The organism is Burkholderia sp. BCC1977 (genome assembly GCF_905339595.1).
Taxonomy (GTDB): Bacteria; Pseudomonadota; Gammaproteobacteria; order Burkholderiales; family Burkholderiaceae; genus Burkholderia.
Genome location: NZ_CAJPGQ010000001.1, coordinates 70,482 through 88,152, shown reverse-complemented (window position 1 = coordinate 88,152; position 17,671 = coordinate 70,482). Strand labels below are relative to the sequence as shown.

Genomic DNA, 17,671 nt, shown 5'->3' with positions numbered 1-17,671 from the left:
GACATTCACATCATGAGCATCATCGAGAACACCGAAGACCTCGGCGTGTTGCGCTTCATCACCGCGGGCAGCGTCGACGACGGCAAGAGCACGCTGATCGGCCGCCTGCTGTACGACAGCAAGGCCGTGCTGTCCGACCAGCTGTCCGCGCTGTCGCGCGCGAAGAACAAGCGCACGGTCGGCGACGAGCTCGACCTCGCGCTGCTGACGGACGGGCTCGAGGCCGAGCGCGAGCAGGGCATCACGATCGACGTCGCCTACCGCTATTTCGCGACCGCGAAGCGCAAGTTCATCATCGCCGACACGCCGGGCCACGAGCAGTACACGCGCAACATGGTGACGGGTGCATCGACCGCGCATGCGGCGATCATCCTGGTCGACGCGACGCGCGTGACGGTCGAGAACGGCGTCGCGGAACTGCTGCCGCAAACGAAGCGTCACAGCGCGATCGTGAAGCTGCTCGCGCTGCAGCACGTGATCGTCGCGATCAACAAGATGGACCTCGTCGATTACAGCGAAGCACGCTTCAACGAGATCCGCGACGCGTACGTCGCGCTCGCGAAGCAGCTCGGCCTGAACGACGTGCGTTTCGTGCCGGTGTCGGCGCTGAAGGGCGACAACATCGTCGGCGCGAGCGAGCGCATGCCGTGGTACGCGGGCGAGCCGCTGCTCGACGTGCTCGAATCGCTGCCGGTCGAGACGCAGGCGCATGACGCGCTGCGCTTCCCGGTGCAGTGGGTCGCACGCCAGGACGGCAGCTCGGCCGACGATTTCCGCGGCTACATGGGCCGGATCGAGTCGGGCGAGGTGAAGGTCGGCGACGCCATCGTCGTGCTGCCGTCGAACCGCACCGCGACGATCGCCGAGATCGTCGCGCCGGTGCCGGGCGGTACCGCGTCGGTTGCACATGCATTTGCAGGCCAGACGGTGACGATTCGCCTCGACGAGGATGTCGACGTGTCGCGCGGCGACATGTTCGTCACGACCGCCGAGACGGTCGCGCCGGCGAAGAAGCTCGAGGCGGACCTGTGCTGGTTCGACGAGACGCCGCTGTCGCCGCAGCGCAAGTACCTGCTGAAGCAGACCACGAGCACGGTGTTCGCGAAGATCGGCGCGGTCAAGGAAGTGCTCGACGTGCATACGCTGTCGCACGCGACCGACCGCCAGGAACTGAAGATGAACGACATCGGCCGCGTCGCGCTGACGCTGCAGAAGCCGATCGTCTGCGACACCTACGATGCGCATCCGGGCACGGGCGCGTTCGTGCTGATCGACGAGGCGACGCACCATACGGTCGCCGCCGGCATGATCCGGGCGTTCTCGGCGTAACCGGTATAAGCGGCATAACCGGCGTAACTGGCATAACCGGCGTGTAGCGCCGCCCTCGCGGCGGCGCGCGCCGGCCGCCGTTCGCACGAGCAGGACCAAGCGAAGCGACAAACATGGGCAAGGTATATCTGATCGGAGCAGGGCCGGGCGCCGCGGACCTCATCACGGTGCGTGGCGCGCGGCTGCTCGAGCAAGCCGACGTGGTGCTGCACGACGCGCTCGTCGAGCCGGCGATGCTCGACTACGCGCCGAACGCGCGGAAGATCGCGGTCGGCAAGCGCTGCGGGCAGCGTTCGACCGCGCAGCATTTCATCAACAAGCAGATCGTCGACGCGGCGCGCGAGCACGCGTGCGTGGTGCGCCTGAAGGGCGGCGACCCGATGCTGTTCGGTCGCGCCGAAGAGGAAATGCGCGCGCTCGAAGCGGCCGGCATCGACTACGAGGTCGTGCCGGGCATCACCGCCGCGCTGGCCGGCGCGGCGACGCTGAAGCGTTCGCTGACGTTGCGCGGCGTGTCGCGCAGCGTCGCGTTCGCGACCCACAGCCGCGCACCGGGCAGCGACGAGATTCGCGAGGCCGCGCGCGCCGATTCGATCGTCTACTACATGGGCCGCGACAGCGCGCCCGGCATCGCGCAGGAGCTGATCGACGCGGGCCGTGCGCCCGCGACGCCGGTCGCGATCGTCGAGGCCTGCAGCACCGCGCGCGAGCGCACGCTGACGCTGACGCTCGCGCAGATGGCGGCGGGCGGCGCGCAGGCGTGGCTCGACCCGGCGCAACCGAGCCTGCTGATGATCGGCGACGCCTTCGCCGAACGCGTGCGGCGCGTGAAAGAAGGCGATGCGTTGCAGGACGCCGCTTGAGTCGAGCGCGCGGTCCGCGGGCGAAAAAAAAGCGCTGGCTTCCGAAGCCGGCGCTTTTTTGTTTGGGCCCGCCGATTCGCTTACGCGTCGCGGTCGACCTGGTCGATGCAGTAGCGCGCGATTGCATCGAGCACGCCGTCGTCTTCCCCGACGGCCGTCGCGCAACGGATCTCGATGCCCGGATGTGTGGCGCGGCACGCATCGACGAGCTGCGGCAGGTCGCGGCGGACATGCCCGCCCTGACCGAAGAACACGGGCACCACGGTGATGCGCGTGCAGCCGGCCGCAACCTGCGCGGCGACGGCCGTATCGAGCGACGGTGTCATCAGTTCGAGAAACGCGAGCGACACGTGCGGGGCAGGGGAGCCGGCCCCGCGCAGCCGCGCGGCGAGCCGCTCGAACGGCTCGGCCCAGCGCGGATCGCGTGCGCCGTGGCCGAACAGGACGATGCCGTGCGAACTCATGTCGAAGCCTCCGTCGTGATGGCGCTCAGTGCCGGTCGACCCACTTGAGCGCGAACAGGCCGAGCGCGAGATAGATGAGGCCCGGCGTCGCCGCGGTCAGCGGCGCGGGCCACGTGTTCAGCGTGCCGATGTGCGAGAACAGCGTGTTGAGCAACTGGAAGCTCATGCCGAGCATGATGCCGCCGAACACCTTCACGCCGACCACACCGGCACGCGTATGCAGGTACGCGAACGGCAGCGACAGCACGAGCATCACGAATACCGCGAACGGGTAGAGCAGCTTGCGCCACAGCGCGATGTCGTAACGCTGCGTGTCCTGCTGATTTTCGCGCAAGTGCTGGATGTAGCGGAACAGGTTGATGATCGACATCCGTTCCGGCGACACGAGCAGCACCGACAGGATCTGCGGCGTCAGGTCCGAGCGCAGCCGGTATTCGGGCAGCGTCACCTGCTGCGACCGGTACACGGGATTCAGCGCGTCGGCCGGCTGGCCGCTGACCGGCTTGATCGGCGTCAGCTCGGTTTCCGTGACGCCCTTGAGCAGCCAGTGGCCGGGCGGCTCGTAGCGGCCCGTCTGCGCGATCCGCACGTTCTGCAGCTGGAATTTCGAGTCGAACTCGTAGATGCGCACGTTGCTGATCGTCGAATCGGGCGACAGGCTGCCGACGTTGACGAAGCGCGTGACCTGCTCGCCGTTCTCGCGCGCCGCGAGCGTGTCCTTCACCCACACGCCCGACTGGAAGTTCGACGACACCGACGCGCCGAGCGCCTGCAGCCGCACGCGTTCGGACAGCTGGTCGGCGTACGGGCCGACGAACTCGCCGATCAGGTAGGTGATGATCACGAGCGGAACGCCGATCTTCAGCAGCGAGCGCAACGCCTGGTTGGTCGCGAGGCCCGACACGCGGAAGATCGTGAATTCCGAGTTCGCGGCCATCTGCGCGAACACGTAGATCGCGCTGATCAGCGCGGCGACCGGGATGATCTCGTAGAAGCGCGACGGGGTCTGCAGCGCGACGCGCAGCACCGCGTAGCCGAACTTGTAGTTGCCGTGCCCGACCGAGTTCAGTTCGCTGATCAGGTCGAAGAAGAAGAACAGGCCCGAGAACGCGAACAGGATGAAGACGAACGTGACGTAGATCTGCCGCGCGAAGTATTTTTCATAGAGCCGCATCGATCATGCTCCCGAGCGGCCGAACAGCGCGCGTGTAAACAGCGGACGATTGCGCACGCGCAACCAGAAGATGACCGCGACGATCGCCGCGACGACCAGGTGCAGGCCGACGAGGCCGACGCCGAACGACATCTTGCCCTGCTCGATCTGCGCCTGCACGACGTTCAGCAGGTTCGAGTACGTGAGGTAGATCAGCACCGCCATCACGAGGTTGATCGTGCGGCTGCGGCGCGGGTTCTGGTACGACAGCGGGATGCCGAGCACCAGCAGGTTGATCGCGATCAGCGGCAGCCCCGCGCGCCACGCGAATTCCGCGAGGTTGTCGCGCGTCGGGTTGCGCAGCAGGTCGGGCGTCGGCGTGCTGTTGGTGGTCGGCACGTTGGTGACCGGCGTGCTCGTGATCTTCACGCCGTAGCGCTGGAACTCCATGATCTTGAAGTTCGGCTGGCCGGGCGTGCCGTCGTAGCGGCGGCCGTCCTCCAGCACGACGAAACGATCGCCGTCCTTCGATTCCGTGTGGCCGGTGTGCGACACGACGACGTTGACCTTGCCGTTCTCGGTGGACGTGACGAACACGTTCTGCACCTTGCTCTGGTCCGGCGACATCTTCTCGATGAAGAACACGCGATGGTTCGAGGCCGATTCGCGGAACTGGCCGGGCGCGAGCAGCGAGATCTCGTCGCGCTGCTGGAAGCGCGCCTTGATCATCTTGCTCTGCTGGTTCGACCACGGCCAGCCGACGAACGCGAAGAACGCGATCAGCAGGACGATCGGCGTGGCGAACACGCCGATCGGCTTGATCAGGCGCGTGAGGCTCACGCCGGATGCAAGCCAGACCACCATTTCGGAGTCCCGGTACCACCGGGTCAGCACGAACAGGATCGACACGAACAGCGTGACGACGAGCATCACGGCGAGATAGCCGATCACGGTCAGGCCGATCAGCACGAGCACGTCGCGCGGATCGATTTCGCCGGACGCGGCATAGCCGACGATGCGGATCATCATCGTCGTGAGCATGATCGTGAGCAGCACCATGAACACGGCGCCAGCCGTATACGCAAGCTCGCGCTGGAGGGAGCGTTCGAAGATCATTCTTGATGAGAAGAGGGCGGGAGGCTGCGCACGCGTGGTGGAGCGCTCGCGCCGCCACGGGAAAAATAGCGGATAATTGCGGCTTTCATCCTTAGCCCAGATTTTATCCGAGGACAAGCGCGATGGACTTTAGCATAAAAGGCTGTGATTGGAGCAAAGGCGAGGCCAAGGGGTTCCTGACCGGGAAGTCCGACTGCATCGTGCTCGGCATCTTCGAGGCACAGACCCTCTCGGGCGCGGCGCTCGACATCGACACGGCCACCAAGGGGCTGATCTCGCGCGTGGTGAAGGCCGGCGACATGGACGGCAAGCGCGGCAAGACGCTGTTCCTGCACGAGGTATCGGGCATCGGTGCATCGCGCGTGCTGCTGGTCGGCCTCGGCAAGCAGGATGCTTTCAATCAGAAAGCCTACAACGACGCAGTGACGGCCGCGTGGCGCGCGCTGCTCGCGACCAAGGTCGTCCAGGTCACGTTCTCGCTCGCGCAGCTGCCGGTCGACGAGCGCGGCTCCGACTGGGGCGTGCGTGCGGCGATTCTCGCGCTGCGCACCGAGACCTACCGCTTCACGCAGATGAAGAGCAAGCCGGAACCGGCGTCGCACACGCTCAAGCGCGTCGTGTTCAGCGTCGACCCGGCCGATGAAAAGGCCGCGAAGCTGGCGGTCAAGCAGGCCGTCGCGCTGGCGAACGGGATGGACCTCACGCGCGACCTGGGCAACCTGCCCGGTAACGTGTGCACGCCGACCTATCTCGGCAACACCGCGAAGAAAATCGCGAAGGATTGGGGTCTGAAGGCCGAGGTGCTCGGCCTCAAGCAGATCCAGGCGCTCAACATGGGCTCGTTCCTGTCGGTCGCGCGCGCGTCGGTCGAGCCGCCGCAGCTCATCGTGCTGCACTACCAGGGCGCCGCCGCGAAGGCCGCGCCGGTGGTGCTGGTCGGCAAGGGCATCACGTTCGACACGGGCGGCATCTCGCTGAAGCCGGGCGAGGGCATGGACGAGATGAAGTACGACATGTGCGGCGCGGGTTCGGTGCTCGGCACGATGCGTGCGGTCGCCGAAATGGGCCTGAAGATCAACGTCGTCGCGATCGTGCCGACCTGCGAGAACATGCCGGGCGGCAACGCGACGAAGCCGGGCGACATCGTCACCAGCATGAAGGGGCTGACGATCGAGGTGCTCAACACCGACGCCGAGGGGCGCCTGATCCTGTGCGACGCGCTCACTTATGCGGAACGCTTCAAGCCGGCCGCGGTGATCGACGTGGCGACGCTGACGGGCGCTTGCGTGATCGCGCTCGGCGCGCACAACAGCGGCCTGTTCTCGAAGGACGATGCACTCGCGGGCGAACTGCTCGACGCATCGCGCGAAGCGAGCGATCCGGCGTGGCGCATGCCGCTCGACGACGAGTACCAGGAGCAGCTGAAGTCGAATTTCGCGGACATCGCGAACATCGGCGGGCGTCCGGCCGGCGCGGTGACGGCCGCGTGCTTCCTGTCGCGCTTCACCGACAGCTATCCGTGGGCGCACCTGGACATCGCCGGCACCGCATGGAAGGGCGGCGCGGCGAAGGGCGCGACCGGCCGTCCGGTGCCGCTGCTCGCGCAGTTCCTGATCGACCGCGCCGGCCAGTGATGGCAGGTCTCACGACGATGCGGGTACGCGGGCAATGACGCGAATCGATTTCCATTCGAACGTCGGCGATTCGCTCGAGTACGCGTGCCGGCTGCTGCGCAAGGCCTACCAGGCCGGGCAGCCGGTCGTCGTGCTCGCGGAACCCGCGCGCCTGCGCGCGCTCGACGAGCGGCTCTGGACGTTCTCGCCGCTCGATTTCATTCCGCATTGCGGCGTCGACAGCGCGCACGCGGCCGGCACGCCGATCGTGCTCGCCGCCGACCTCGACCAGGCGCCGCATCACCATGTGCTGCTGAACCTCGGCGCGGCCGTGCCCGCACAGTTCGCCCGCTTCGAGCGCCTGCTCGAGGTGGTCGGCAATGCGCCGGACGAGCTGGCCGCGGGCCGCGACCGCTACCGCTTCTACCGCGATCGCGGATACGCGCTGAACAACTACAAGCAGGGCAGCTAGCCGAAACCGTCGACGGAGCGTTCCCGTGACACAAGCCGAATCCTCTTCGATCCCGACGCTGACCGACGTGCTGGTGCCGGGCAAGCCGGTGCCGTCGCGTTCGTCCGCGGCCGATGTGCCGCCGCACGACGTTGCCGCCGTGCCGGTGCTGACCGACGTGGTCGCGCCGGGCCATCCGGCCAGGGCGTCCGCCGCGTCCGAACTCCCGGGAACCGACCCCGAATTCGTGGTGGTCGAGCCGGTGCCGACGCCGGACGTCCCGACCGTCGAGTTGCCAGGCGACAGCGATGCGCCGGCGGAACCCGGTGCCGCCGGGCACGTCGTTGCCGAAGAGTCGGCTGCGACGCAGGCGCCGCTGCGCTCCGCGCTGGCCGCCGACGACGCGCAGCCGGCCGGCGTTGCCGCGACGCCGCGCGACGCCAATGGCGGGGGGGTGTCTCACGCGCTCTCAGTGGCTGCCGGCGGGCTGGCTACCGGTCACCTCGGCGGTGCATCACATCCGGACCCGCATGCGGCCGCCGCGCTGACGGCAGAGGACGCACAGCGTATCGCCGAGCGTCTGCGCAATCGGCTGACGAATTATCTGACCGGGGAAGGGCGCGAGGCCATCGAGACCCGCTGTCGCGACGCATTGCACGACCATACGGCCTGGCTCGTCGGCCAGATCACGCGCGAAGTGGCGCTGGCGCTCGAAACCGAAGTGATGGAGTGGGTTCGCGACGCGGTCGACGCAGAGATCGCCCGCCGCCGGACCGGTCATTCAGGCTGAGCGCACGGTCGTTTCATGCGCGGGAACCGCGGGCGCGGCTCCCGTCATCGTCGCTGACGATTGCCGGCCCGGTTGCAACGAAAAATGTCGAACGGTGCCCGGCGTAAAGCGCGGCGCGCGTGCACGCGCCCGGTTTCCGCTTCAGCGCAGCGACAGCACCCACTGCGCGAGCGTGCGCGCTTCCGCGCCCGTCAACTGCGTATTGGCGGGCATCGGCACGCTGCCCCACACCCCGACGCTGCCCTTCACGATCGATTGCGCGAGGTAATCGACGGCGTCGGCGCGTGCCGCATACTTGCCGGCGATGTCGTGGAACGACGGGCCCATCAGCGGCTTGCCGACCGCATGGCAGGCCATGCAGTTCTTGCGCTGCGCGAGCGCGAGCCCGTCGCCGGCCGGGTCGGCGTGTGCCGCTGCCGCGCTGCCGGTCAGCAGCGCCGCGAGCAGTGCGCGCAATATCGTCTGTTTCATGCAGTTCTCCGCCGGCGGGGACGGCCGGCTTCACGGTCCGCGCATTATAAAAGCAAAGGGAAAGCGCGTTTCGCGCGTTTCCCCGGCGGCCGCCTGCAATGGGGTCGCATGCGCTGAGCGCCGCATCAGCCGGTGACGGCGCCCTGGTTCGCCGGGCGGGCAAGGGCCGCGTACTTGGCGAGCACGCCGCGCGTGTAGCGCGGCGCCGGCTGCTTCCACGCGGCGCGCCGGCGCTCGAGTTCCGCGTCGTCGACGTTCAATTGCAGCACCAGCCGGTGTGCATCGATCGTGATCGAGTCGCCTTCCTGCACGAGTGCGATCGTGCCGCCGACGAAGGCCTCGGGCGTGACGTGCCCGACCACCATCCCCCAGGTACCGCCCGAGAAGCGGCCGTCGGTGATGAAGCCGACCGATTCGCCGAGCCCCTTGCCGATGATCGCCGACGTCGGCGCGAGCATTTCCGGCATGCCGGGGCCGCCCTGCGGGCCGAGATAGCGCAGCACCAGCACGTCGCCCGCGCGGATCCGGTCGCCGAGAATCGCGTCCATCGCGCCTTGTTCGTCGTCGAACACGCGCGCCGGGCCCGTGATCACCGGGTTCTTCAGGCCGGTGATCTTCGCGACCGCGCCGTCTTCCGCGAGGTTGCCCTTCAGGATCGCGAGGTGGCCCTGCTGGTACAGCGCGCGATCGATCGGGAAGATCACCTTCTGGTCCGCACGCGGCACGCCCGGCACGTCCTTCAACTCCTCGGCGATCGTGCGGCCGGTGATCGTCACGCAGTCGCCGTGCAGCAGCCCCGCATCGAGCAGGATCCGCAGCACCTGCGGGATGCCGCCGGCCTGGTGCAGATCGGTCGCGACGTACTGGCCCGACGGCTTCAGGTCGCAGATCACCGGCACGCGCTTGCGGATGCGCTCGAAGTCGTCGATCGTCCAGTCGACCTCGGCCGCGTGCGCGATCGCGAGATAGTGCAGCACCGCGTTGGTCGAGCCGCCGGTCGCCATGATCAGCGACACCGCGTTCTCGATCGATTCCCTGGTGATGATGTCGCGCGGCTTCAGGTCGCGCTTCACGGCTTCCACCAGCACGCGCGCCGATTCGGCGGCCGAATCGACCTTCTCCTGATCGGGGTTCGCCATCGTCGACGAGTACATCAGCGACATGCCGAGCGCCTCGAACGACGAACTCATCGTGTTCGCGGTGTACATCCCGCCGCACGACCCCGACGTCGGGCATGCGTTCTTCTCGACCCCTTCGAAATCTTCCTGCGACATCCGGCCCGCGGTGAACTCGCCGACCGCCTCGAACGACGACACGATCGTCAGGTCGCGGCCCTTCCAGTGGCCCGGGCGGATCGTGCCGCCGTACACGTAGATGCCCGGCACGTTCAGGCGCGCGAGCGCGATCATGCCGCCCGGCATGTTCTTGTCGCAGCCGCCGACCACCACCACGCCGTCCATCCACTGGCCCTGTACGCAGGTCTCGATGCAGTCGGCGATCACTTCGCGCGACACGAGCGAATACTTCATCCCCTCGGTGCCCATCGACATGCCGTCGGAGATCGTCGGCGTGCCGAAGATCTGCGGGTTCGCATCGGCCGCCTTCACCGCCGCGACGGCCGCATCCGACAGCCGCTGCAGTCCCGAGTTGCACGGCGTGATCGTCGAGTGGCCGTTCGCGATGCCGATCATCGGCTTGTCGAAATCGTCCTTCTGGTAGCCGAGGGCGTAATACATCGAGCGGTTCGGCGAACGGGCCACGCCTTGCGTGATGTGCTGCGAGCGACGGTTGTACGGCATGGGGGACTCCATCGTTGTGTTGGCGACGCCCGTGAACGACGCGCCGGTTCGGATCAATCAAGCATGGAGTTTCCGGTTTGGGATGTCCAATATATTATTTGTCGCTTATTAAGTCGTTTTGCGAATGAGTCAAACATGGCCGACCCGACGCCTGACCTGCGCCAGTGGCGCTACTTCGTGACCGTGGCCGACGAGCGCCATTTCGGCCGGGCGGCCGAGCGCCTGTCGATGACGCAGCCGCCGCTGTCGCAGGCGATCCGGGCGCTGGAGGACACGCTCGGCGTCGCGCTGTTCGCGCGTACCAAGCGCTCGGTGGCGCTGACGGCGGTTGGCGCGGCGCTGCTGCCCGACGTGCGCCGGCTGCTCGCGTCGGCCGATGCGCTGCCGCCGCTCGCGCGCCGGCTCGCGCGCGGCGAAACCGGTTCGCTGTCGCTCGCGTTCGTGTCGACCGCCGATTACGGTCTGCTGCCGTCGCTGCTGCGCGCGTTCGGCGCGCGCTATCCGCAGGTGCGGCTGCAGCTCGCGGAGGCGACGAGCGACGTGCAGATCGACGAACTCGTCGCGGGGCGCATCGACGCGGGGCTCGTGATTCCGCCGGTGCCGCCGCGCCACGCGGCCGGGCTGTCGTACCTGCCGGTCGAGCGCGAGCCGCTGGTGGTCGCGATGCCGGCGGCCGCGGCGCCCGGCGTGCCCGAAGACGAACCCGTGCATCTGGCCGACCTGGCCGCGCTGCCGCTCGTGATCTTCCCGCGTCGTTTGGCGCCCGGCTTTTATGACATCATTACGGGCTGCTACGGCGCGGCGGGGGAAACCCCGCGCATCGGCCAGGAGGCGATCCAGATGCAGACGATCGTCAGCCTCGTGTCGGCCGGCATGGGCGTCGCACTGGTGCCGCAGTCGTTGCGTAACCTGCGGCGCACCGGCGTGGTCTACCGGCCGCTCGCCGGCGACGCGCCGGTCGTCGAGACGGGCCTCGTGTGGCGCACCGGCGATGTCAGCCCCGTGCTTGCCGGCTTCATCGACGTCGTGCGCGCGCACGGTCTCGCCGCATGATGCGAACGATGGCGCGCCGGCGCCGTCCAATGCGCGGAGCGGCGCCGGTGCGAGCGCCGTACCGCATTCGAAACCTTCATCGCTAACCCATGATCATTCACCCGAATTTCGACCCCGTAGCGATCCATCTCGGGCCGCTGGCCGTGCGCTGGTACGGCCTCATGTATCTCGTCGGCTTCATCGCGGCGATCGTCGTCGGCCGGATCCGCCTGAAGCTGCCGTACGTCGCGGCGCAGGGCTGGACCGCGAAGGACATCGACGACATGATGTTCTACGGCGTGCTCGGCACCGTGCTCGGCGGCCGGCTCGGCTACGTGCTGTTCTACAAGGCCGACTTCTACTTCTCGCATCCGCTCGACGTGTTCAAGGTGTGGGAAGGCGGGATGTCGTTCCACGGCGGCTTCCTCGGCGTGACGCTCGCGATGGCGCTGTTCGCGTGGCAGCGCAAGCGCCACTGGCTGCAGGTCACCGATTTCGTCGCGCCGATGGTGCCGACGGGGCTCGCGGCCGGGCGGCTCGGCAACTTCATCAACGGCGAGCTGTGGGGCCGAGTGACCGATCCGAATTCGCCGTGGGCCATGCTGTTCCCGGGCGCGATGCGCGACGACGCGGCATGGCTGCCGAAGCATCCGGCGCTCGTCGAGAAGTGGCATCTGGCCGACGTGTTCATGCAGTACCAGATGCTGCCGCGCCATCCTTCGCAGCTCTACGAAATCGCGCTCGAAGGCATTGCACTGTTCTTCGTGCTGTTCTTCTTCTCGCGCAAGCCGCGGCCGATGGGTGCGATATCCGCGCTGTTCCTGATCGGCTACGGGCTCGCGCGCTTCACGGTCGAATTCGCGCGCGAACCGGACGATTTCCTCGGCCTGCTCGCGCTCGGCCTGTCGATGGGGCAGTGGCTGTCGCTGCCGATGATCCTCGCAGGCATCGGGCTGCTGGTGTGGGCGTATCGCCGCCGTGCGGCGAATGCGGCTGCGTGAGGGGGCTGCGTGAAGTTGCTGCATGAAGTTGCTGCGTCATGCGGTCGCGTCATGCGCGAGCCGTGTGACGCATGACATGTGATGCGATGCCCACGCGCACGATCGGCGTGCGCATCGATCGCGGGATCTCGAACGAAAAACGCCGGCCCGAGGGCCGGCGTTTTCGCATCTGCCGCGCGATGCGCGTTACTTCATCTGCACCGAGCCGTTGACCGTGACCGACACGGTCGCCTTGCCGCCTTCGACCGAGATCGGCGCGCTCATCTTCGCGCTGTCCATCGGTGCGGCGGCCATCGCCATCATGCGCGGGTACGGCTGCACGTTGCGGCTGCCGCCGACGTTCACGTCGCGGATCGAATAGCTGCTGTAGCCGAAGGCCTTCGCGGCTTCGTCCGCGCGTGCGCGGAACGACTTGATCGCTTCGGTCGTGAGCTTCTGCTCGGCAGCGCGCTGCGCTTCGGGCGACAGCGAGAACTCGACGTTCGCGACCTGCATCTGGTTCGACAACTGGCCCGCGAGCTTCGACGCCGCCGCGAAATCGCGCGATTCGAGCACGACTTCGGTACGACCGCGCCATGCGGAGATCTTGCCGTCGCGATCGGTGCTCGGATACACGGAGAATGCGCCGGTGCGCGCGGTGACGCCCGACACGCCCTTCGCCTGCGCGAGCGCCGCGTCGGCGCGCTGGTTCAGCGCGGAGGTCAGGCTGCCCGGGTCCTTCGCCTGCTGTTCGTAGAACAGCGTGATGTGGATGATGTCCTGCGGCACGTCGGCGCTGGCCTGCGACGACAGCGACAGCACGCCCGCCGGCTCCGGAAAATGCGGGTTCGCGGTTTGCGCGTATGCGGCCGGCGACGCGAGCGTCAGCGCGACGGGCACGGCGGCGGCGAGGGCGAGCGACAGCGCGAGGGCGGATTTCTTGGTCATTGTTGGACTCCTTGTGCGAGGGCGCGCATGCGGATCACGCGTGCGCGACGCGGGCGTACCGCGCGACGAAAAAACGGCCGTCGACCCGATCGGGTGACAGCGGTTGCTTAGGCTGCGCGAACGCGCCGCGAGTTCCGTGGCGGTGGCGCGTGTTGACCGGATTTGACCTTTGGCGCGCGCCTGCTGCACGCCTACTTCATCAGCTTTTCGGTGATGAAGCGCCACTCGGCACGCGTGACGGGCGTGATCGACAGCCGGTTGCCGCGTGCGAGCACGCGCATGTCGGCGAGTTCGTCGTGTTCACGCAGCGCGGCGAGCGGCACGAGCGACGACTTCTTCACGAAGCGCACGTCGACGAGCAGCCAGCGCGGGGCTTCCTGCGTCGACTTCGGATCGTAATACGGGCTTTTCGGATCGAACTGGGTGGGATCGGGGTAGGGCGTCGACGAGACTTCGGCGAGGCCCGCGATGCCCGGTTCGGGGCAGCTCGAGTGATAGAACAGCACGCCGTCGCCGATCTTCATCGTGTCGCGCATGAAATTGCGCGCCTGATAGTTGCGCACGCCGGTCCACGGCAGCGCGTGCTGCGGCGCATGCGCGAGATCGTCGATGCTTGCTTCGTCCGGTTCGGACTTCATCAGCCAGTATTGCATGGATCGTGATCGACGCAGAAAGGGCTGCTGCAAAAGGAAACGGCATCGGGAGTTCCCGATGCCGTTGAATAGGCCCCCGCCTTGGCCGCTAGGCCGGCATCCTGAACCTGGGGTTCAGAATTGGTCGCAGTTAGCAGCACTTCGGGTACATCAGACAGAGTGACGCGCGCGCCCGTGCTACAAATTTCCGCAACCGTGCACATGGCATTGGTTCAAGGAATATATGACCTTGGCGAACCAGGCAGGGAAGCTGACTGAACTGTGTTTCGTTGCGCCAATTTGACCACCGTTGATCGCCAAGATCAAGGGGAATCGACGCATCGATCAAACTGTTACTGCGTCTCGTGCTGTGCGAGCACCGCGCCGAGTTGTTCGTTCATCTGGTGCATTGTACGACGGATTTCTTCCGCCGGAAATGCTTCACCGTGACGCACGCTCGTTTGCAGCCGCAGCAATTCGGATGCGAGCGACAGTGCGGCCATCACCGCGATGCGGTCGGTGCCGCGCACCGAGCTGTTCGCGCGGATCTTCGACATTTCGGCGTCGACGCGTGCGACGGCCTCGAGCAGCGCTGCTTCGGTCTCGGCCGAACAGGCGAGCCGATAGGGCTGACCGAGAATCGAGACTTCGATCTGCTTGGTGCTCATGCATGTTCTCCGTGGCTGGCCGCGTCGTCGCTATCCGGGCGCGCCTGCGCATCCAGCAGGTCGAGCTGGTTGTCGGCTTGCTCCGCACTCTTCGTGCGCGGCAGCTTTTCGAGAATCGCGTTCAGTTTGACCTGGGCGTCGTCGATCTTTGCCGACAGTGTGTCGCGCTCGGCCGCGAGCGCATTGCGTTCGTCGCGCAGTTGCGCGAGTTCCGCGCGGACCGTGTCCGCTTCCGCGCGCATTTGCGCGACCTGCTCCTCGAGCGCGAGCCGTTCCGAGTGATAGCGCTTGTTCAGCGAGATCAGACGGCCAATATTTTGAGATAAGGTTTCGAGTTCGTTGAGCATTTGCTGCGTCCTCTAAAGACCCAGCATTTTAGCGCGGAATAGCGCGCATTCCGACATCTGTAACGTTTCCAGTCGTAACACCCCGGCTTCTTGCCGCGAATATGCGGGTCCGGCGTGTTCGCGGCGCGCGTCCTGCATGGGTCCGGCCGCTTTCTTGACGCTCGCGCGGCCCGCTCCTAAACTGGCGCCGCCTCGGTGCTCGCGCGTGCGTCGCGCGGTTAAACGGGAAGCAGGGCGCGCGCTCCGCCCGGAGATCGCCAACCTGCGCTGCCCCCGCAACGGTAAGCGGCCGCGTCGCATGACGCAGGCCGGCTCGGGCGCGTTTCGCGTGCAGGTCGCACGCGGGCGCGGGCCACTGCGCGTGATACGCGCGGGAAGGCGAGCCGGTACGCCGCCAGCCCGGATACCGGCCGAGGCGAGGAGCCTGCACGGCTTCATGACGCGTGGCCTGCGGGGAAGCGGGGCGCGCAGTGCTTCACGGGACTTGTCTTCGATGCTGACCCCAATCGTCCGCACGGCGCCCGGCGCATGCCATGACGTGCCGCTTGCCGCCGTCGCGCACACTGCGGCGGACGCCGATTCGTCCGGAGCGGCGATGACGGACGTTGTCGCGGCGCCGGGGCCTGTCGCGCGCCGCGACCTTGCACCCTTGCCGCCGGACGTCGCGGTGACCGCGCCGATCGTTCTCGACGGTGACGCAGCCGCGCTGCCGATCGACCCGATGCGGCGGCTTCCACTATATTGCGCAGCATGTCGGCCGCGCGAAGGTGCGGCTCGACGGATCGCGATCGAGTCACGTCGGTGCGACCGACGTGACGCCGGCGGTCACGTTGCGGAGTGCGGTCGACGAAATGCGGAATCGGGGTGCCGGTCGCCGCGCGCGGTATCGTTCGTCAATGGCCGTGAATCACCGGTTTTGCCACGCATCGCGCCCGAGCGGTGCGACCGACGATTCGGGCGGCACGCGGCTCGGCGACGACGGGATCGTCAAGCTTGCCGCGCGAGATGACATTGCCGCGTCGCGGTTCGTCCGTGCACGCATCAACAACCTGTTCGACGAGGATGACGAGCTTGCGTATGCCAACCACACGCCGGAGCGCGAAGCCGGTGCAGCACCCGGCCGGCCGCGACGGTCAGCGGAAACGTCGCGCCACATGCGCGATGCCGTGCGCCGCATGAGTGCCGCGCGTGCCGCCGCGATCTGGGCCGTGCTCGCGGCCGTGGTCGCGTTGCTGTTCGTCGCGTCGCTGTCGATCGGCAGCGTGCCGATGTCGCCGTGGCAGGCGCTCGCGTCGCTCGTGCCGCACGGCGGCGACGCGCTGTTCGCCGACATCGTGCGCACGCTGCGGCTGCCGCGTGCGCTCGCGGGCTTCGCGTGCGGTGCGCTGCTTGCGCTGGCCGGTGCGCTGCTGCAGGTGCTGTTGCGCAATCCGCTCGCGGAGCCGTACGTGCTCGGCGTGTCCGGCGGCGCGGCCGGCTTCGCGCTCGTCGCGATGATCGCGGGCGCCGCGTGGTGGCTCGTCGATGCGTCCGCGTTCGGCGGCGCGCTCGTGTCGGTCGCGCTCGTGCTCGGGCTGGCGCGCCGCGAGCTGTGGCGCGGCGACGCGCGCGATGCGTCGCCGCGGCTGTTGCTCACGGGGGTCGTGATCGCGGCCGGGTGGGGGGCGCTCGTCACGCTGCTGCTGTCGCTCGCGCCCGACGCGCGACTGCGTGGCATCATTTTCTGGCTGACGGGCGACCTGAACGGTGTGACGACACCCTGGTTCGCATGGGGCGCGCTGCTGCTGGCCGCATGCGTCGCGCTGCCGGCCGCGCCGCAGCTCAACGTGCTGCTGCGCGGCGACGCGACCGCGCTCGCGCTCGGCGTGCCGGTGGCGCGACTGCGCATGCGGATCTACCTCGTCGCGTCGCTGGCCGCCGCGGCCGCGGTGACGACGGCCGGCACGATCGGTTTCGTCGGCCTCGTCGTGCCGCACGCGCTGCGGCTTGCATTCGGCAACGACCAGCGCATGCTGCTGCCCGCCGCGATGCTCGCGGGCGGCGGCGGCGTGATGGCGGCCGACCTGCTCGCGCGCACCGCGATCGCGCCCGCGCAATTGCCGGTCGGCGTGATGACCGCGTTGATCGGCGTGCCGGTGTTCCTGTGGATGTTGCTGAGGAGACCGATGCGATGACGCATGCCGCACCGCACCCCGCCGGCGACATGACCTATGCGGCGGTCGATCTCACGCTGAGGGCCGGCGAACGGACGCTGCTCGACGGCTTCACGCAGACGTTCCGGCCCGGCGAGATCTGGTGCGTCGCGGGGCCGAACGGCGCCGGCAAGACGACGCTGCTCGCGACGCTCGCGGGCCTGCAGCGGCCGGCCGGCGGCCAGGTCGAGATCGACGGCCGGCCGCTCGCCGCATGGCCGCCCGAGCAGCTCGCACGGCGCCGCGCGCTGATGCCGCAGCAATTGCACGACGCATTCAGCGCGACGGTATTCGACACGGTGCTGCTCAACCGCTTCCCGTATCTCGGCGGCTGGGGCTGGGAGCGCGACGGCGACCGCGCGGCCGCGCGCGACGCGCTCGCGACGTTCGGGCTGAGCGCGCTCGCGTCGCGCGACGTGCTGTCGCTGTCGGGCGGCGAACGGCAGCGCGTCGCGCTGGCCGCGACGCTGTGCCAGGACGCGCCGCTGATGCTGCTCGACGAACCGCTCGCCCATCTCGACCTGCATCACCAGATCGATGGCCTGACCGCGCTGAACGCCTGGCTCGACGCAGGCCCGCGCACGGTGCTGTTCTCGTGCCACGACCTGAATCTCGCGCGGCGTTTCGCGACGCACGCGCTGTTGCTCGACGGCCGCGGCCATGCGTGGGCGGGCCCCGTGCACGATGTCCTGACGCCGGCGCGCGCCAGCGATGCGTTCGGTTATCCGCTCGTGCTGATCCGCGAGAACGGCCGCGATGCGCTGCTGCCCGCGTGGCCCGAGCGGCGATGAACTTCCTTCTATCGATGCGCGGCACCGGCCGC

The 17,671-nt window shown here is 68.0% G+C and carries 18 protein-coding genes, 1 other RNA gene and 1 riboswitch; of the genes, 9 read left to right on the top strand and 10 right to left on the bottom strand.

Annotated elements, in window-relative coordinates:
• Positions 1 to 12: 12 nt before the first annotated feature.
• Positions 13 to 1,329, top strand: a complete 1,317-nt coding sequence (locus U5771_RS00395) for a sulfate adenylyltransferase subunit 1 (protein ID WP_322022139.1) — start codon at positions 13 to 15, stop codon at positions 1,327 to 1,329.
• Positions 1,330 to 1,442: 113 nt separating this feature from the next.
• Positions 1,443 to 2,192, top strand: coding sequence for a uroporphyrinogen-III C-methyltransferase (gene cobA / locus U5771_RS00390; RefSeq protein ID WP_322022138.1), 750 nt, complete (start codon positions 1,443 to 1,445; stop codon positions 2,190 to 2,192).
• Between the two features lie 80 nt (positions 2,193 to 2,272).
• Here cobA and U5771_RS00385 read toward each other — a convergent pair whose 3' ends face one another.
• The 3 genes from U5771_RS00385 to lptF are packed head-to-tail and all read right to left on the bottom strand — an operon-like array spanning position 2,273 to position 4,925.
• Entirely contained in the window at positions 2,273 to 2,656 is a 384-nt protein-coding gene (locus U5771_RS00385) for a CbiX/SirB N-terminal domain-containing protein (protein ID WP_322022137.1), read from the bottom strand.
• A gap of 25 nt (positions 2,657 to 2,681) precedes the next feature.
• On the bottom strand, positions 2,682 to 3,830 hold the full coding sequence (gene lptG / locus U5771_RS00380; protein ID WP_322022136.1) for an LPS export ABC transporter permease LptG: 1,149 nt from the start codon (positions 3,828 to 3,830) through the stop codon (positions 2,682 to 2,684).
• 3 nt (positions 3,831 to 3,833) lie between these two features.
• Positions 3,834 to 4,925, bottom strand: coding sequence for an LPS export ABC transporter permease LptF (gene lptF, locus U5771_RS00375; RefSeq protein ID WP_322022135.1), 1,092 nt, complete (start codon positions 4,923 to 4,925; stop codon positions 3,834 to 3,836).
• Positions 4,926 to 5,047: 122 nt separating this feature from the next.
• Between lptF and U5771_RS00370 the strand changes: the two genes are divergently transcribed.
• The 3 genes from U5771_RS00370 to U5771_RS00360 are packed head-to-tail and all read left to right on the top strand — an operon-like array spanning position 5,048 to position 7,779.
• Entirely contained in the window at positions 5,048 to 6,559 is a 1,512-nt protein-coding gene (locus U5771_RS00370; protein ID WP_322022134.1) for a leucyl aminopeptidase, read from the top strand.
• 34 nt (positions 6,560 to 6,593) lie between these two features.
• On the top strand, positions 6,594 to 7,010 hold the full coding sequence (locus tag U5771_RS00365; protein ID WP_322022133.1) for a DNA polymerase III subunit chi: 417 nt from the start codon (positions 6,594 to 6,596) through the stop codon (positions 7,008 to 7,010).
• Between the two features lie 25 nt (positions 7,011 to 7,035).
• Positions 7,036 to 7,779, top strand: coding sequence for a DUF2486 family protein (locus U5771_RS00360; protein WP_322022132.1), 744 nt, complete (start codon positions 7,036 to 7,038; stop codon positions 7,777 to 7,779).
• Between the two features lie 141 nt (positions 7,780 to 7,920).
• On the opposite strand, the gene U5771_RS00355 is transcribed toward U5771_RS00360, so the two are convergent.
• Both U5771_RS00355 and ilvD read right to left on the bottom strand, forming a co-directional pair.
• Positions 7,921 to 8,250 carry a c-type cytochrome gene (locus U5771_RS00355; protein WP_322022131.1) on the bottom strand — a complete coding sequence of 110 codons (330 nt, stop codon included), beginning with the start codon at positions 8,248 to 8,250 and terminating at the stop codon, positions 7,921 to 7,923.
• 125 nt (positions 8,251 to 8,375) lie between these two features.
• A complete protein-coding gene (ilvD, locus tag U5771_RS00350; RefSeq protein ID WP_322022130.1) occupies positions 8,376 to 10,049 on the bottom strand; it encodes a dihydroxy-acid dehydratase in 1,674 nt (557 codons plus the stop codon).
• A 135-nt stretch (positions 10,050 to 10,184) separates the two neighbouring features.
• Here ilvD and U5771_RS00345 point away from each other — a divergent pair, with 135 nt between their 5' ends.
• Together U5771_RS00345 and lgt are read left to right on the top strand one after the other, a co-directional pair.
• A complete protein-coding gene (locus U5771_RS00345) occupies positions 10,185 to 11,102 on the top strand; it encodes a LysR substrate-binding domain-containing protein (RefSeq protein WP_322022129.1) in 918 nt (305 codons plus the stop codon).
• An 89-nt stretch (positions 11,103 to 11,191) separates the two neighbouring features.
• Entirely contained in the window at positions 11,192 to 12,082 is an 891-nt protein-coding gene (gene lgt / locus U5771_RS00340; RefSeq protein WP_322022128.1) for a prolipoprotein diacylglyceryl transferase, read from the top strand.
• Positions 12,083 to 12,268: 186 nt separating this feature from the next.
• Here the strand turns inward: lgt and U5771_RS00335 are convergent, their stop codons facing one another.
• From U5771_RS00335 to U5771_RS00315, 5 genes are all read right to left on the bottom strand, one after another.
• Positions 12,269 to 13,009 carry an SIMPL domain-containing protein gene (locus U5771_RS00335; protein ID WP_322022127.1) on the bottom strand — a complete coding sequence of 247 codons (741 nt, stop codon included), beginning with the start codon at positions 13,007 to 13,009 and terminating at the stop codon, positions 12,269 to 12,271.
• A gap of 191 nt (positions 13,010 to 13,200) precedes the next feature.
• The gene (locus tag U5771_RS00330; protein ID WP_322022126.1) at positions 13,201 to 13,662 is read right to left on the bottom strand and encodes an EVE domain-containing protein; all 462 of its coding nucleotides are present in this window, start codon (positions 13,660 to 13,662) and stop codon (positions 13,201 to 13,203) included.
• A 69-nt stretch (positions 13,663 to 13,731) separates the two neighbouring features.
• Positions 13,732 to 13,913, bottom strand: a non-coding RNA gene (gene ssrS, locus U5771_RS00325) — 6S RNA.
• An 81-nt stretch (positions 13,914 to 13,994) separates the two neighbouring features.
• Positions 13,995 to 14,309 carry a cell division protein ZapA gene (locus U5771_RS00320; protein WP_011885730.1) on the bottom strand — a complete coding sequence of 105 codons (315 nt, stop codon included), beginning with the start codon at positions 14,307 to 14,309 and terminating at the stop codon, positions 13,995 to 13,997.
• On the bottom strand, positions 14,306 to 14,656 hold the full coding sequence (locus U5771_RS00315) for a hypothetical protein (RefSeq protein ID WP_006750007.1): 351 nt from the start codon (positions 14,654 to 14,656) through the stop codon (positions 14,306 to 14,308). The genes U5771_RS00320 and U5771_RS00315 overlap by 4 nt, the downstream gene beginning before the upstream one ends.
• A gap of 176 nt (positions 14,657 to 14,832) precedes the next feature.
• Positions 14,833 to 15,086: riboswitch (cobalamin riboswitch) on the top strand.
• A gap of 724 nt (positions 15,087 to 15,810) precedes the next feature.
• Here U5771_RS00315 and U5771_RS00310 point away from each other — a divergent pair.
• Positions 15,811 to 16,830 (top strand): iron ABC transporter permease, encoded by a 1,020-nt coding sequence (locus tag U5771_RS00310; protein WP_322022390.1) that lies wholly within the window; start codon positions 15,811 to 15,813, stop codon positions 16,828 to 16,830.
• Positions 16,827 to 17,639, top strand: coding sequence for an ABC transporter ATP-binding protein (locus U5771_RS00305; protein ID WP_322022125.1), 813 nt, complete (start codon positions 16,827 to 16,829; stop codon positions 17,637 to 17,639). The genes U5771_RS00310 and U5771_RS00305 overlap by 4 nt, the downstream gene beginning before the upstream one ends.
• Positions 17,640 to 17,671 lie beyond the last annotated feature (32 nt).

Coding starts and splice junctions, on each gene's coding strand:
- U5771_RS00395 (WP_322022139.1), top strand. CDS start 13: ATGAGCATCATCGAGAACACCGAAGACCTCGGCGTGTTGCGCTTCATC.
- cobA (WP_322022138.1), top strand. CDS start 1,443: ATGGGCAAGGTATATCTGATCGGAGCAGGGCCGGGCGCCGCGGACCTC.
- U5771_RS00385 (WP_322022137.1), bottom strand. CDS start 2,656: ATGAGTTCGCACGGCATCGTCCTGTTCGGCCACGGCGCACGCGATCCG.
- lptG (WP_322022136.1), bottom strand. CDS start 3,830: ATGCGGCTCTATGAAAAATACTTCGCGCGGCAGATCTACGTCACGTTC.
- lptF (WP_322022135.1), bottom strand. CDS start 4,925: ATGATCTTCGAACGCTCCCTCCAGCGCGAGCTTGCGTATACGGCTGGC.
- U5771_RS00370 (WP_322022134.1), top strand. CDS start 5,048: ATGGACTTTAGCATAAAAGGCTGTGATTGGAGCAAAGGCGAGGCCAAG.
- U5771_RS00365 (WP_322022133.1), top strand. CDS start 6,594: ATGACGCGAATCGATTTCCATTCGAACGTCGGCGATTCGCTCGAGTAC.
- U5771_RS00355 (WP_322022131.1), bottom strand. CDS start 8,250: ATGAAACAGACGATATTGCGCGCACTGCTCGCGGCGCTGCTGACCGGC.
- ilvD (WP_322022130.1), bottom strand. CDS start 10,049: ATGCCGTACAACCGTCGCTCGCAGCACATCACGCAAGGCGTGGCCCGT.
- U5771_RS00345 (WP_322022129.1), top strand. CDS start 10,185: ATGGCCGACCCGACGCCTGACCTGCGCCAGTGGCGCTACTTCGTGACC.
- lgt (WP_322022128.1), top strand. CDS start 11,192: ATGATCATTCACCCGAATTTCGACCCCGTAGCGATCCATCTCGGGCCG.
- U5771_RS00335 (WP_322022127.1), bottom strand. CDS start 13,009: ATGACCAAGAAATCCGCCCTCGCGCTGTCGCTCGCCCTCGCCGCCGCC.
- U5771_RS00330 (WP_322022126.1), bottom strand. CDS start 13,662: ATGCAATACTGGCTGATGAAGTCCGAACCGGACGAAGCAAGCATCGAC.
- U5771_RS00320 (WP_011885730.1), bottom strand. CDS start 14,309: ATGAGCACCAAGCAGATCGAAGTCTCGATTCTCGGTCAGCCCTATCGG.
- U5771_RS00315 (WP_006750007.1), bottom strand. CDS start 14,656: ATGCTCAACGAACTCGAAACCTTATCTCAAAATATTGGCCGTCTGATC.
- U5771_RS00310 (WP_322022390.1), top strand. CDS start 15,811: ATGCGCGATGCCGTGCGCCGCATGAGTGCCGCGCGTGCCGCCGCGATC.
- U5771_RS00305 (WP_322022125.1), top strand. CDS start 16,827: ATGACGCATGCCGCACCGCACCCCGCCGGCGACATGACCTATGCGGCG.